Origin of the sequence: Sphingobacterium siyangense, from assembly GCF_007830445.1 — a bacterium.
Lineage (GTDB): Bacteria > Bacteroidota > Bacteroidia > Sphingobacteriales > Sphingobacteriaceae > Sphingobacterium > Sphingobacterium siyangense.
Genome location: NZ_VLKR01000059.1, coordinates 1 through 15121, shown reverse-complemented (window position 1 = coordinate 15121; position 15121 = coordinate 1). Strand labels below are relative to the sequence as shown.

At 32.4% G+C, this 15121-nt stretch carries 14 protein-coding genes and 2 pseudogenes; 5 read left to right on the top strand and 11 right to left on the bottom strand.

Translation table 11 applies throughout. The features are described from left to right. A pseudogene (locus IQ31_RS26810) lies at window positions 1-254 on the top strand (hypothetical protein); the annotation flags it as partial. 61 nt (window positions 255-315) lie between these two features. On the opposite strand, the gene IQ31_RS26805 reads toward IQ31_RS26810, so the two are convergent. From IQ31_RS26805 to IQ31_RS26755, 10 genes are all read right to left on the bottom strand, one after another. Continuing rightward, window positions 316-927 (bottom strand): hypothetical protein, encoded by a 612-nt coding sequence (locus tag IQ31_RS26805; protein WP_145331396.1) that lies wholly within the window; start codon window positions 925-927, stop codon window positions 316-318. A gap of 684 nt (window positions 928-1611) precedes the next feature. Further along, a complete protein-coding gene (locus IQ31_RS26795) occupies window positions 1612-2862 on the bottom strand; it encodes a glutamate-5-semialdehyde dehydrogenase (protein ID WP_145331392.1) in 1251 nt (416 codons plus the stop codon). A 4-nt stretch (window positions 2863-2866) separates the two neighbouring features. After that, window positions 2867-3856: a sensor histidine kinase gene (locus IQ31_RS26790; protein WP_158638984.1), complete on the bottom strand. Its 990-nt coding sequence runs from the start codon at window positions 3854-3856 to the stop codon at window positions 2867-2869. 213 nt (window positions 3857-4069) lie between these two features. Further along, complete coding sequence (locus tag IQ31_RS26785; protein WP_145331388.1) at window positions 4070-4930, bottom strand: hypothetical protein; 861 nt, start codon at window positions 4928-4930, stop codon at window positions 4070-4072. Between the two features lie 69 nt (window positions 4931-4999). After that, window positions 5000-5758, bottom strand: coding sequence for an SDR family NAD(P)-dependent oxidoreductase (locus tag IQ31_RS26780; RefSeq protein ID WP_145331386.1), 759 nt, complete (start codon window positions 5756-5758; stop codon window positions 5000-5002). Between the two features lie 5 nt (window positions 5759-5763). Further along, complete coding sequence (locus IQ31_RS26775) at window positions 5764-6654, bottom strand: helix-turn-helix domain-containing protein (protein ID WP_145331384.1); 891 nt, start codon at window positions 6652-6654, stop codon at window positions 5764-5766. A gap of 8 nt (window positions 6655-6662) precedes the next feature. Beyond that, window positions 6663-7682 carry an alpha/beta hydrolase gene (locus IQ31_RS26770; protein ID WP_145331382.1) on the bottom strand — a complete coding sequence of 340 codons (1020 nt, stop codon included), beginning with the start codon at window positions 7680-7682 and terminating at the stop codon, window positions 6663-6665. A 43-nt stretch (window positions 7683-7725) separates the two neighbouring features. Continuing rightward, window positions 7726-8439, bottom strand: coding sequence for an alpha/beta fold hydrolase (locus tag IQ31_RS26765; protein ID WP_145331380.1), 714 nt, complete (start codon window positions 8437-8439; stop codon window positions 7726-7728). 9 nt (window positions 8440-8448) lie between these two features. Further along, on the bottom strand, window positions 8449-9261 hold the full coding sequence (locus IQ31_RS26760) for an SDR family NAD(P)-dependent oxidoreductase (RefSeq protein ID WP_145331378.1): 813 nt from the start codon (window positions 9259-9261) through the stop codon (window positions 8449-8451). A 228-nt stretch (window positions 9262-9489) separates the two neighbouring features. Beyond that, window positions 9490-10191 (bottom strand): LytR/AlgR family response regulator transcription factor, encoded by a 702-nt coding sequence (locus tag IQ31_RS26755; protein ID WP_244294591.1) that lies wholly within the window; start codon window positions 10189-10191, stop codon window positions 9490-9492. Window positions 10192-10418: 227 nt separating this feature from the next. Here IQ31_RS26755 and IQ31_RS26750 point away from each other — a divergent pair, with 227 nt between their 5' ends. The 4 genes from IQ31_RS26750 to IQ31_RS26735 all read left to right on the top strand — a co-directional run bounded on the left by IQ31_RS26750 (window position 10419) and on the right by IQ31_RS26735 (window position 14858). Continuing rightward, on the top strand, window positions 10419-11672 hold the full coding sequence (locus IQ31_RS26750; RefSeq protein ID WP_145331376.1) for a hypothetical protein: 1254 nt from the start codon (window positions 10419-10421) through the stop codon (window positions 11670-11672). 166 nt (window positions 11673-11838) lie between these two features. Then, window positions 11839-12444 (top strand): TetR/AcrR family transcriptional regulator, encoded by a 606-nt coding sequence (locus IQ31_RS26745; RefSeq protein ID WP_145331374.1) that lies wholly within the window; start codon window positions 11839-11841, stop codon window positions 12442-12444. 61 nt (window positions 12445-12505) lie between these two features. After that, window positions 12506-13876, top strand: coding sequence for a TolC family protein (locus IQ31_RS26740; RefSeq protein ID WP_145331372.1), 1371 nt, complete (start codon window positions 12506-12508; stop codon window positions 13874-13876). Between the two features lie 7 nt (window positions 13877-13883). After that, entirely contained in the window at window positions 13884-14858 is a 975-nt protein-coding gene (locus tag IQ31_RS26735) for an efflux RND transporter periplasmic adaptor subunit (protein WP_145331371.1), read from the top strand. On the opposite strand, the pseudogene IQ31_RS27485 reads toward IQ31_RS26735, so the two are convergent. Then, window positions 14855-15121 (bottom strand): annotated as a pseudogene (locus IQ31_RS27485) (hypothetical protein); the annotation flags it as partial. The gene IQ31_RS26735 and the pseudogene IQ31_RS27485 overlap by 4 nt on opposite strands.

Sequence of the window (15121 nt, the reverse complement as noted above, 5' to 3'; positions counted from 1 at the left end):
GCTTAAAAGTATCGACATTCATAGGGACTTCTGAAAATGCAGTGATGATCCAGATCTGGACTTCACTCATTGGCATATTACTGTTAAAATACTTGCAAAAAAAGGCCAAATATGACTGGAACCTGTCCAATCTGGTCGCATTCATCAGAATGAATATCTTCGTGAAAATAAACATCTGGCAATGGATAGATGATCCCTTTTTCAGGCCGCCTATAAAAGGAAAAAAGGGACAGCTAAAGATCTTCGCAGATTGAAAAATAGGGGTCAATATCGAAATGATGAAAAAAGCTATGCCTGTACCACAGAAATCCAATCCTAAAATTTATTTAGGACACATGTGATAGTCGATATTACATTCATAATTTCTGTACGGGTAGCTAATTCTTTCTTGTGATCAAGATCAATTAATAATTTACCCTCTACTTTGTAGGTATGATTGTCTGGTGCTACGATTTCCGTATTCTTTTTTAATGCAGTTCCATTATTATCCAAAACTGGAGTTCCATCAACATTCAAAATATTCCCCCTCTGATCAACTGATGAATTCGGATAAAAATGTTCGATAGGGGTAACGACTTCTCTATCCCATTTTGGTTGGGCAAAGAATGCAAAAAGCCCCATAATTAGCAAAATGATACCTGCTATTATGCCAGTGATCCGAATTGGTTTCAGATTAGAAATAGGATTGGTAGAATATCTTGCGTATAGATACAATACTGTCCAAAATAAAGGGAACAAAGCCGTTAAAATATAAATAGGACGAGATGGATTAAAACATGTCATGGCCATATATGCCATATTAATCATGTTGTATGTAATTATCCAGACTGGGAGATGATCCCACAATTCTTTCATTACAATCTTTAAAAACCCTTGTAATGTAGTGGCTGATTTTTTGTTTGATTCAATTTGTGATACAGTATTCATTCCATTAAATTTTATTTACATCAAAGGTATAATGAAAGATTATACCAATTTTTTTTCCTATACCAACCGCCAATAAAACTATACGAATCCCTAAATTTAATTTTCAAAAAGCATTCAAAAATGCCCTCAGCTAAAGAAAAAATGGGTTTTTACAATGAATGGACTCCATAGGCCCAGAATACAATAATTACAAACGTAAATCAATTGTACCTTAAACAACATTACATCCGTATAAGCTGCGATCACAAATTTTGCATACATTTTATCTGTTAGTGCGGCAGGTGGTTTCGATCTGAAACCTGCAACCTGCAACAGCTGCTTTTGTTGATCCTTCACAAGTGTTGTTTTCTATCGTTTTATTGATCGCAAAAAAAGCATTACTGCATTACCCGAAAAAGAATGGTTTTCAATAGTAATTTCCTTTACGATTCCATTAGTATTTACAGTTCTTTTCTCCTTCCAAAATGTAATATCATAGATATATAATTTAAAGGGGAAAGCTATTACTATTCCCATAAAAATAGCTACTCTTTTCATATACTTACTTTTCAATCAAGTTATATCAGAAGACAGAGAATCTCATTCATTATGTCAATGAATCTAAAAACTACACAAAAGCAGAATAATTCTTGCCGAATGTGTGAACTAAAACTGAAGTTATTGGATACGCTAATATTATGATATTTATATTCTTACTTGGCCGTTGCCTCTTACAAACCATTTTTCTGTTACCAATTTTTCTAAAGCAAAAGGTCCCCGTGCATGTAACTTTTGTGTTGAGATGCCTATCTCTGCTCCAAGACCAAAAACTTGTCCATCTGTAAAGCGTGTAGATGCATTTGAAAAAACTACTGCAGCATCGACTTCATTCATAAAGTGATCTATTTTCTCTAAATCATTAGAAATTATAGCTTCAGAGTGTTTAGATGAAAACTCAGAGATGTGGTACAAAGCATGATTAATATCTTTGACGACTTTTATTGTGCATCTCAGCGATAAGAATTCAATTCCAAAATCTTCATGGTTTGCTCTTTGTAGATACGGATATTTTAGTCCAACAAGGGTTTTGTAGGCATGACTATCTGCAAGTATTTCTACTTTATGAGAAGCCATTTCTTTAGCCAGGAAAGATAAAAAAGTATCAGCTATTCCTTCCTCTACGATTATTCCATCAAGGGAATTACACGCTGAAGGTTTGGTTATCTTAGCATTTGTGACAATTTTAGCTGCCATTTCCAAATCAGCCGTATTTTCTATAAAAGTGTGACAAACACCCGCACCTGTTTCAATTACCGGTATTTTTGAATTTCTTCGTACATAATCTATTAATATTTGTGAGCCTCTTGGAATAATAATATCTACATACTGCTGTGCTGATAACAATTCATCTACATAGTCTCTATTTACTGGTAAAAGCTGAATGATATTTGGATCTATTTCGTGGTCTGTTAATACCTTTCTGATGATTTTAACCAACAATGTGTTGGTATTTATAGCATCACTACCACCACGCAGTAAACACACATTACCAGATCTAATACATAAAGCGGCAACGTCTAAAGTAACATTTGGCCTTGATTCATATATTACTCCAATAACTCCGAGAGGTACAGTTTTTTTTTGAATCAGCAAGCCTTTTTCCGATACAACCTCTGAAAGCAGTTTATCCGTCGGATCAGCCAATTTGCTCACTTCTATGATTGATGAAACGATATCTTCAATTCTTTCTTTGTTAAGTAGTAGCCTATCTTTCTTTGGATCGAAATCATCCATTTTATCGAAATCTTTTTTATTGGTTCTAATGATGGTACTAGTTTCTTTAAGTACTTCATTTGCTAAATCATGTAATATATCTGATTTTTTCTCTGCATCTAAATGTTTGATAGAGCTTGTTGCTTTTACAGCAGATTTTAATAAATTTTCGATATTATTCATGGAGCTATTTCAATTGTGTTCTTTGATTTATGTTTAAAGGGACTTTCATAATTACTGTATAAAATCCAGGTTTGCTGATTATTTCAAGCTGATAATTATCTCCGTACAATAATTGTAGTCTGTTTTTTATATTCGTTAATCCTAAGCCTCCCTGAGGATTATTGTTTTCTTGCTTATTTGGTGTAGTGTTATAGCATTTAAAACATAGCGTACCTTTTTCAACTTCAATTTTTACCATAATTTCAGAAAGATTATCACTGTCTAAGCTGTATTTTGCTGCGTTTTCAATAAAAATGATGAATAGGTTTGGCGGTATACGTATTTTATCCAAAGGAATTGAGTCGTTGGAAACAAGTACATTCGAATTGAAATCGTCTCTTCTTAATTTTTCTAAATCTAAAAAGTCTTGCGTAAACTGAATCTCTTTTTCCAACAAAACTGTTTGGTCATTATTTTCATATAATAAATGCCTCAAAAAACCAGAAAGTTTCATCACCACAGATATTGCTTTTTGAGGATTTGAGAGAATAAGTGTATTGATATTATTTAACATGTTAAATAAAAAATGAGGATTGATTTGATCCTTTAATGCTTTGAGTTCAGCCTTTATCGTGTTTTGCTTCATCTCATGCATTTGGTAACTATCAATCGCCCATTTCTGGAAGATTTTTATAGCAGAAGAAGTAAAGATAAGTAGCAACAATAAGTTCCCAATAATAAAAACCTCACTAAAAGGTGTCTCAACCTTGTAATTAGGAATTATATATAAACCCTTAAAATATTCGTTCCTGAACGCTCTAACAATTAGATAACTAATGAAAGTTACAATTGGCAGCGAAAAAAAATAAGTAATATATTTTCTTTGAAATAATAATTTTGGAATAAGTACATACATATTAAAATAAATCATTGTAAGGATATACATCATCCACATCAATCTATGATATACTAAAATATTATTTAACTCAATTTTCCCCCCAAAGACAAATATCATCAATAGGATATAGAGCAATATAATAGTATGCCTATAAATCCTGTATTTTCTTAGGATAAGAAATCGAATAAACCAATGCATATCATTTTCCTTCATCTCAAGCGTTTTGTTTTGTTATATCTCCATATATGTTCTACTTTTTATTTTATTTAAGACGGATAATCTAAAACAATGGATTAAGTAAACAATAGATACCTTTATGTTCTAATTTTTTTATTTAATGTATTTTTGAAAGACAATATCACTCAATTCAATGTGTACCATCAAATCTTCTAACGAAGGAGTTCCGTCTTCTTTTCTTTTGTAAGCCTTTCGGACTGTAGGTAAAACAATTCCATCAATGGTTTTGTGTTCATACATGTATTGACAAGCGAAAAAGCCCCCGTCAAAATCCATATAATAATCATGTCTGCGCAAAAGGTGGTCTTTTGAATCAAAATAAAAGTCCTGTATTTTTGAATGAGTTGCTATATTATCAGGAAAGGTTACTCTTATGCCATCCCATATTTCATTATTCTCTTTCCATTGGGCAATAGTTTCAACTCTTACGCCTTCCATGCTAAGAAAAAACGGAGTAGTTAAGTACGTCCATAAAGCATAACCATTGAAATTGACTCTATCCAGATGATCCCAAACTCCCGTTTCATTCATGTGATGGTGTAACTCTTCAATAGTACCTTTACGTTCAGCAAGTACCTTACCGTCTATGGTTTCAATTGCTACACGGTCAGCCTGGAAATTACTACGGCGATCTGGCCCTCCAAATGGACTTAAATAGATCTGTTGTTTATGTAGAAATATTTCCATATTTCTTGGAGTATTATCTTGAGGTTGTTGAATTATATCAAATAATTTGCCCCCGCTACGTATTGTAAGATTTACCTTTTCAAGCTTATCCCACAATTTTTCACCTCCATGTGCTTTTAATATTGTACGCACCAGCTTTTCCGGGTCTTGTTCCAGATTATTAGGATTTAATGAGTTCATAGCTTTTAAATTTAATGGTATAAAGGATGCTAAGGCATATGTTGCAGAAAGCATTAAAGTCTTCTTTAAAAATTCTCTTTTATTCATTTTATAAGTGTGTTATTAGAACCTATTTTACATGATAGTTTGAAACGAAGTAATATAGATGTTACTTTGTTAGCGCATGCCAGGGCTCAACTGTCCCATTATTTTGATCGCCATTTTTCTGCTCAGAAATTTAAACCCAAAAATCATCATCCTATTTTTCCATCCCTGAGTAACCCTAGGCTGACTTCTCTTTTCCAATGTACTCACTAATTCTTCGGCAACTTGTTCGACAGTGGATAGTACGAATTCAGGATATGAATTTGTTGGTTTTCCAGCATTATTATGAAAATCAGATTTTGCAGCACCTGGATTAAATCCTGAAATGAATACTCCTTGATCTTTATATTCGTACCACAACGATTCTGAAAAGTTTGCAACAAAGCTTTTCGAACCGGCATAAGCTGAAGCACCAGGAAAGGATGTATGTCCCAATAACGAACCAATATTGATCAACGCATCTCCCTTTTTAGCTGTTTTTAAAAACGAATGAGATAAAACCATTACAGCATTGATATTCAAATACAACATTTCAAGTTGGGTTTCTAAAGGAATATCTATAAACTTACCATATAAGCCTACACCAGCATTGTTTATTAATATATCGTGTTTTACTTCTTTAAGAAAACTGCTAATCTTTTCAACACCCTTAGGGTTGGCTAGGTCTGCAACAATATAGCTATGCCCATTTCCTTCAAAATTTTGTATAATCTCACTCAATTTGTGTTCATTACGTGCAACTAGAGTAAGTTGATATCCTTTTGCAACAAGGCGCTTTGCTGTCTCCAATCCAATTCCTCCGCTAGCGCCTGTTATTAAAATTTTTTTCATATTTTTTAGTTAAGAAATTGTTTTTTATAATTAATTGGAGATATTCCAGTTTCTTTTTTGAACAGCTTTGAGAAATATGACATGTTTTCAAAACCAAGAGAATAAGCAATCTCTGAAACGTTTTTGGCTGGATCTCTTAATCTGTTTTTTGCCTCGCTGATCAAAGAGATATGGATAAGTTCTTGTGTGGTTTTTCCAGTCTCTGTTTTAAGTAAGTCACTCAAATAATGAGGTGATAAGCTCAATTGTGATGCAAGAAATGAGACGGAAGGCAAGCCTTCTGCCAAAAGACTAGCATCTTGTAGATAATCTTGTAAAAGTTTATTAAAGGCTGTAACCGTTTTACCAGATAATTGTTTTCTGTTAATAAACTGTCTTTTATAAAATCGTTCAGCGTATTTTAATAAAGAATCAATATTAGATAAAATTATTCCTCTACTAAATTCGTCTTCATTATTATAATATTCTGATTCAATCGAAGAGAAACATTTAAGCACAATGGCCTCTTCCCTTGGAGAAAGATGTAAAGCCTCGTCAGTTTCATAATCAAAAAATGGGTACTTCTGAATTTCTGTATGAAGGGCAGTACCGTGTAGAAAGTCTTCATGAAAAAACATGATATACCCATCATTTTCAAATTCCAGATTTTTGATTTCTATTATTTGACGAGGCTTCCAAAATACCAATGAGCCCTTCTCGTGATCGAATTTAGTTCGTCCGTATAACCAATAGCCCGCTTTAACATTCTTCAAACCAATCATATAAAAATCGCAGGTAAACTCTTTGATATTGAGTAATAGATCCGGTGTAATTCTCAACACACTTAACATAGGGTGCTCAGGTGCCGGAAAACCATTTGCCCTGCGCATCTCACTGATTGTTTTAAAATGTCTCATGGATACGGTTATTTTAAGTGACTATTTAAGAAATCTGAAATTGCGGAAATAGACATTTTTACCGCTGTTTCATTTTTAAGAGCATCCATAATTACAAAATCATGGATCATTCCGTTGTAACGGATTGAAGTAACATTCACACCTGCTTCATCTAGTTTTTTGGCATAAGCTTCACCTTCATCTCTTAATACATCGTTCTCTTCAGTAATTACCAATGCAGGTGGCAATGCTTTTAGTTGATCTATTGTTGCCAAAAGAGGAGATGCATATATCTCTTTTCTCTTTTCTTTGTTTGGCAAGTAATCATCCCAGCCCTTCATCATTATCTTCTTAGTGAGGAAGTGCTTTTCTGCAAATTGATTATAAGATTCAGTTTCAAAATCAGCATTAGTTACCGGTGAAATTAACACTTGACATTTAATTGAAGGATCATTGTTTTCTTTTGCCATTAAGGAAATGGCAGCTACCATATTGCCACCGACGCTATTGCCTACAAGTGCTATATTTTGGGTGTCTATTCCAAATTTACTGCCATTCTTTTTTATCCACTTTAATACGGCATAACCTTCGTTAAGAGGTGTTGGGTATTTGGCTTCTGGTGAAGAGGTGTATTCTACAAAAACCGCTACTGTATTAGACTCTAATACAATATCCCTTAGTAACTTTTTGTGCGATTCATAGTTTCCCATAAACCAAACACCCCCGTGAAACTCTAAAAATGCTGGTAAGTTTCCATTTGCTGTTTTAGGCTTGACCACTCTTATTTTTACGCTTAGATTTCCTTCTGTTACTTCTGTTGAAATTTCTTCTACAGCTGACATGTCAACAGGATGCCCTAATGTAGTACTACGTTGATAAACAGCTCTCGCTTGCTCTAAGGGCATGTCTGCCACAGAGACCGAGGAAGCTTCATTAACAAATTTTAAAAATTTTTGGGCACTTGAACTTAGAAAGCTGTTTGATTGCGCATTTGCACTTGAAATTCCCATAACTGTTATAATTAAAGTTAAAAGTCTTTTAGATTTCATGTTTTCCAGTATTAATTATAAATTCAATAAAGGAGGACACTTTTTACTCAGCTAACAACAAATCCGCTACAAATGACGGATGTGTCATTATTCCCATGTGTCCTGCTTTAATACTATAAAATTTCCATTCAGCTTTGTTTCTTACATATTCTACGAAAGGCTTAATCTGAACTAATTCTGGCTGGTCAAATGCAATATAAGTTAGAGGTAAATTATTCCCTACTTCATTTGCAAGACCTAACTGCTGTACAAAAGTATTTAATGGCTGAAATCTCATCTTAGTCATTAATGCCTGACCTACTTCAGGACCAATAGCACCTAAATCCTGTGGACCGAAAACCGGAGGAACAGTTCCATTATTTTCTTTTGCCTGTTTTACAATTGCAACCTGATCTTCATCTTTATTCAATGAAAGAACACTTTGTCCGTTTTGAAGAATGAACGCATCAATATAAACCAACTTACTTATGTAATCTTTCATACGGTCAGCAACTCCAGTAATAACGGCCCCGCCATAACTATGTGCTACTAAAATAATATCCGAAAGATTTTGATTTTTGATTAATTTAACGATAGAGTTGACATGATCACTCAATGTAATCGCTTTCTTTTCATTTGGATCTTCATCTCCCAAACCTGGCATCGTTGGGGCATATACTGTATGACCTAACGATGTTAAGATATTCACGATCGGATCCCAACACCAGCCGCCAACCCATGCTCCGTGTACTAATACAAATGTTTTCTTATTATCCATAGTTATATATTAATGTGCCGATTCTGACACGTCTTTCCATAATTCAAATTCCTCAATTTTTTTATCATATGCTTGTTTTACAGCTGGATAGGCTACCTTCCCAAATAATAAATGTAACGGAGGATTTTCAGCGTCTACTAATTTTAAGACTGCATCTACTGTATGCGTTGGTTCTCCAAAGAAATCTGGGGTAACTCTATCTTGCATATGTTTTCTAAGTTGGTCATATTCGGCAAGAGATTCAGTTTGTACTTGAGAACTACCTGCCCAATCTGTTTTATAACCATTGGGCTCGATTAAAGTAACATTTATCCCAAACGATTTGACTTCAGATGCAAGTGTTGCTGAAAAACCTTCTACTGCAAATTTCGAAGCATTATACAATCCAAAAAGTGGAATTGTAACTAATCCTAAATAACTTGAAGTTTGAATAATATGACCACTTCCTTGTGCTCTCATAATTGGTAGAACAGCTTGAGAAAGCCAAACCAAACCAAAGAAGTTAGTTTCCATTTGAGAACGAACTTGTTCTTCACTTGTTTCCTCAATAGCACCAATTAGTCCATAACCAGCATTATTGAATAATACATCAATACCTCCTAGTTTTTCGTTCGCTTCATTTACAGCCTGAAAACAATCAGCTCTGTTATTGACATCTAAACGAATAGGAACAACAGCATCGCCATATTTTTCCGTTAAATCTTTTAAGGCATTAATATCTCTAGCTGTTACTGCTACTTGATCACCTCTTTCTAAAAATGCTTCAGCCCATAGTTTACCAAAACCTTTTGAAGCTCCTGTTATTAAAATTTTCTTTGACATTATATTAAATTTTATGTTACAAAATTACAGTGAATTGGTTTTTCACATTTAATACAAAACGTTGAATATCTAACACTTTTTAGTTATTTGCCCTTTTACAGCAAAAATGGATATTCATTGAGCATTGCTTTAAAGCTTTAAACAATAGTATTTAAATACAATTTGCTCTGCTAGAACAGAGAAAGATAGATCGTGTTTTCTTTATAGTACTGCACGTAAAGAAATAGACTAAAAAAAAGTATTAAGAAATGAATCCTTATATGCTTCCCCAACAGGAATCTCATGTTCACCAATATAGATCGTGTGATTGTCAAACGAATCAATTTTATCTTTATTTACAATGAACGATTTGCTTACTCGAATGAATAATTCTTCTGATAAGCTTGAATGAATTGTTCTAAGATTCATATTGGCTATAAGCTTATTGTCTTTTGTATAGATAATCACATAATCCTTTAGCGCTTCTACAAACAAAATATGTTCAAATCTGACCTTAAAGAACCGCTTGTCGGCTCGGATGAGCATGTAATCTCTATCAATTTTATCAACAGTATTTGCACTTCCTTCACTTAATATTCCCTTATATTTGTGGGCTTTTTCTATAGCTGTATTCAACCTCTCCAATGAGATAGGTTTTAACAAATAATCTACTGCATTAACTTCATAACTATCAATTGCATAATTGGTATATGCAGTTATGAATACTACCAATATATCTTTATCTAATGTATACGCCCATTCCATGCCGCTTACATTTGGCATTTCTATATCTAAAAAAATTAAATCTACTTTGTTTTGTTTTAGAAATTCTTTTGCCTTACTAACACTATTAAAGCTCCCCATTAGATTAATCTGCTGGTTATCCTTTAATAAACCCTGTAGCCCTTCTCTCGCTAGTGGCTCATCATCAACTATTATACTGTTTATCATAATTCAAATTATATTAGTTTATCTTCTAAGGACTTAAACATTTACAATGTTACAATTTTCTATAAATTTAAGCCAAAATCTAGACCAAACCCTCAAAAATCTATACCAATCACCAATTATGCCTTTACCAAAAAAAATGTATAGAATATTTGCCAGTTGGTATATAAAAAAAAATACCATTCACTTTTGGAAATAGTTTTGTAGTACTACAATAGCTATTAATAATAATGAAAAAAGGAATGTTAATGTTTGCCTTCATGTTGGTGAACCAAATGATTTTTGCTCAAAAAAAAAGAGAGTTTGTATTTGAAAAAACAAAGGTTTCCTATTTAGCACAAAGTAACAGAATGAAAGGTTTTTTTGATTTCCCTGGAGTGAGTGTATTTATACTCGTTGGCCGAGAAAATCAAAGTTCAGAAGATTTGTATAAAGAAACACCCCTTTATGACGTACCGATTAAGGGAATGGATGATTATGCAAACTTTTATTATTTTGAACATTCAAAGATTAAGGATTTTAATCTCATTTCTTTTTTTGATTCGTTCTTACAAAATGTATACAAGCGTGATATGATAAATCGCAATCACGTTTATCTCATTTGGCAAAATGAAGATAATACCTTTACCTGCGAGAAGGTAAAAGAATATTTACCAATCATAACTACGGTCTATTCAAATTCTGTGAATGGAATTAATTCCTGTGAGGGACTCCAGCCATTAAAAGGCGTTTCTAATCAGGTGCTAGTTACTGAATCAAGAAAAAGAAAAATGACTACAGAATATACAGTGCCAGACCTCTTAAGCATTAAAGCAAATGAAGCGATCAAGGATAAAGAAGATTTAAATGACTATTTGAAACACCTGAAAAATAGCTCATTTTTTCAATTTACTCTAGGAAACAATACGATTTTGCCTTCTAGTCAGTCTTCCCCAGACCGAGAAACTCTGGTAGACTTTTCACAGATCCATCTATTGTGGAATTTACAGATGGGCTACCATTTAACTAATCGCTTATATGCCCTTGCCGATTTCGGGTTATTATTTTCAGGAAAGCAAAAAGAAGTAAAAAATATCACATTTGACGATTACCATGGTCTTAGCGCAAGTGGATCAGGCTACGCAGGATTAATGGCTCGGTATGGATTAGGATTGGGATATATGGTGTATCAAAAAAACAGATTTTCAACTAATACCAATGTTGTTTTTGGAAGGCTGAATGCTGTTGCCGGAGGGGGGAAAGGAAGCTTCTCCTCTGAGGAGGGTACTTCCAAAAAAATTAAAGTGAAGAAAGAAAATGCAAATTATGTGAATTTTATTCAGAATTTCAATTATCACCTTAGTAAATCATGGTATTTAAATGGTAATTTTCAATTTCAGGTAGCAGATCTAAAGAACGAATTAGGAGGAGTGAAAGGATTTCACGGATATTCTATTAATCTAGGATTTGGATACAATTTCCCGATGAAAAGCAAAGAGGAATAAGAATTTTTTGCCCATAATAACCATATTTTTATTTTTTTTCAAAATTATTTTGTTTTTTTGAACAGTGTTCAATATCTTTGTGCAATCATTGAGCAACAATTACTAAACTCAATTTTTTTATAAAAGTTGTTTAGAGTAAAAAATAAATAAACATAAATTTTATAAAATGAATATTGCAAATAGAAAGATTCAAGAGAAACAAGAAATGTCTAAAAAAATTTTAAACGGAGCACGAAAAATATTTTTAGAAAAAGGTTACGATCAAACAAGTATTAGAAATATCGCTAGCGAAATCAATTATAGTCCTGGAACTATTTATTTTTATTTTAAGGATAAAAGTGAAATATTTTATGAACTTCATCGTGAAGGATTCAGATTACTATTGAGTAAAATGGAAAAAAATGATTCCGAACAAGATCCTTTTGAAAGATTAAAAAAAAATGGACAAACATATATAGAGTTTGCAAAAGAGCATAAAGATTATTATAATTTAATGTTTATAGTGGAAGAATCAAAAAAAGAGGATAGATCAGAATTTAATATTTCAAAAGATGCCATAAATCATATGAAGCACACAATTGAAGATTGCCAAAAAAATGGAAGACTAAAACAATTTGATACTGACGATTTTACATTTATGATGATTTCAGTACTTCATGGTATTTGCGCCTTATTTTGTAAAGATCGTACAAATAGTTTTCTAAATAAAACAGATGAGGAGTTAATGAACAGCGGCTATAATTGTTTCGTTTCCCTTTTAGGAGGAGCATAATTTTTTTTGTCCTTTAATTGAACGATGTTTAAAATAATAACAGTGATTAATAAAATAAAAAATGAAAATAAAAACTTTAATAGTTTGTTTAATTTTAGCTAATTTAAACTTTACTAACCTTCATGCTCAAAGCGCTTTAGAAAAATATATAAATGATGGTTTAGAGTCTAATAATAGTATAAAACAGCAGAATTTTCTTCTAGAAAAAAATATTTTTGCGTTGGAAGAGGCGAAGCGTATGTTTTTTCCAAACGTTAGTTTTTCAACCACATATTCAAAAGCAAAGGGAGGCAGAACGATTGATTTTCCAACTGGAGATCTATTCAATGGTATTAATTCGACTTTAAATCAGATAACTGGCACAAATACTTTTCCTCAATTAGTTAATGAGCAAATTCAGTTGAATCCCAATAATTTTTACGATTCCAAAATAAGGACAGATTTACCATTGCTAAACTCTGAGCTTATTTATAATAAGAAAATAAATAAACAAAAAGTACATCTTCAAACAGAAGAAGTTTTGCTTTTCAAAAGAGAACTTGTTAAGGATATTAAAACAGCGTACTATCAATATTTAAAATCTGTAAAGACAGTTGAAATATATTCATCAGCTCTATTATTAGTTGAAGAGTCAAGGAGAATAAATCTCTCTTTATTTAATAATGGTAAAGTTAATCGCAGTTCGGTGTTAAGGAGTGAAAATGAAGTATCAAAAATAAATACCAATTTGGTTGATGCAAATAAAGCAAAAGAATCTGCGCAGTACTACTTTAATTTTTTATTAAACCGTCCACTTTCAGAACCAATTATTATTGAATTATTAGCTGAAATACCCCCAAAAAGTGGGTTGATAGAAACCGATAATAACATAGAAAATAGAGAAGAGTTGATTAAACTTAAGATAGGAAAAGAGATTAATGATAATCAAATTAAACTCGATAAATCCTTTATAATTCCTAAAGTTGGGACATATCTAGATATGGGCTCCCAAGCGTTTAACTGGCAATTTAACAAACAAAGTCTATATTATTTTTGGGGAATATCTCTGGAGTGGAATGTATTCTCTTCCGGTAAAAATTCGAGTAAAATAAAGCAAAGCGTAGCTTATCAAAACAGTTTAATAGCTCAAATCGACTATGTGACTTCACAATTAAGAACTGAGTTAAAAGTAAAACAAAATGAAATGTACACTTCTTTAGCAGAGTATGAGGCCTCAAAGTTTCAACTTAAAACCTCCCAAACATATTATAATGATATGATAAAATCTTATAAAGAAGGGCTTGTACTTTATATCGAATTATTAGATGCCCAGAATCAATTAACAGAATCTCAACTCAAAGAAAATATAGCACTTTATAATACTTGGATCTCTTACGTATCTGTTGAAAGAGCAAATGCAAGCTTTGAAATTAAAAAAAACAATATTAAATAAAAGAAAAATGAAACTTATAAAATTGATAGCAACAGGTGGATTTATTTTGATTCTTAGTTCATGTTCTCAAACGAACTCAAAGCAGGAACTTCCTCATCAAGGCGATATTATACCTGTAAAAGTTTTGGATTTATCCAGTTTAGAATCAAATAATTCAATATCTGCCTCAGGACTTATTGGAACCGAAAACGAGACTAAATATTCTTTTAAAATTCAAGGAATAATTAATTCTATTTTCGTAGAAGAAGGTCAGTTTTTTAAAAAAGGTGAATTGTTAGCAGTTTTAAATGCTACAGAAATTTCTGCAGGAGTTTCTCAAAATCAATTAAATGTGGATAAAGCTGAGAGAGATTATCATCGTGCTTTAAGCCTATATAAAGATAGTGTTTTCACTCTAGAGCAACTACAAAATTTCAAAACTATTCTAGACGTGTCAAAAAAATCTCAGGAGTCAATAAATTTTAATGCTCAGTATTCTAAAATATATGCAACATCAGATGGTTTTGTAAGTCAAAAGCTTGCAAATGTCGGAGAAATTGTTAATCCTGGAACTCCAATCTTGGCGATAAACGAAACGTCTTTGAACGAGAATTATGTTTTGAAAGTAGGAGTGAATGACTTAGAATGGGCAAAAATTAAAATAGGACAAAAGGCTAGTATTACTATTGATGGATTTGGAGACAATCAATTTAAGGCATTTGTATTCAGAAAATCACAAATATCTGATTTGGGACAAGGATCATTTCAAATTGAATTAAAATTGAAACTTGGAGATATTAAACCTGCTGTAGGAATGTTTGGAAAGGCATTGATTTATACTGACGCTACAGAATATAATATAGTTATACCCTATTCGTCATTGGTTGAAATTGACGGTAATAAAGGTTTTATTTTCACTCCTTCAGGAACTAATAAAGTTCGTAAGGTTCCAATAGTTATATCTCACTTTGATAGTAAATACGTATATCTAGTCGTTCCTTAACAAAACCCACTATTTAATTTATTTTTAAAAACAGGATTAGAAAACAGCATAATTTGTATCTTATAAAATAAGAAAATAATTTTCTGTTTCAGTAGTTCCATCATTTTCTTCATGTTCCAAGCGGTTGCAGCTAGTAATGCATTGATTTGTGGTCCCGTTTCTCCCATGAAGTAATTTTTTGCCAGCCTAAAATCGGTTTTTAAATGTCCGATGATAGGTTCTATTGCCGCTCTGGTTCTAAATTTTTTGCGCTTTGTCTGCTT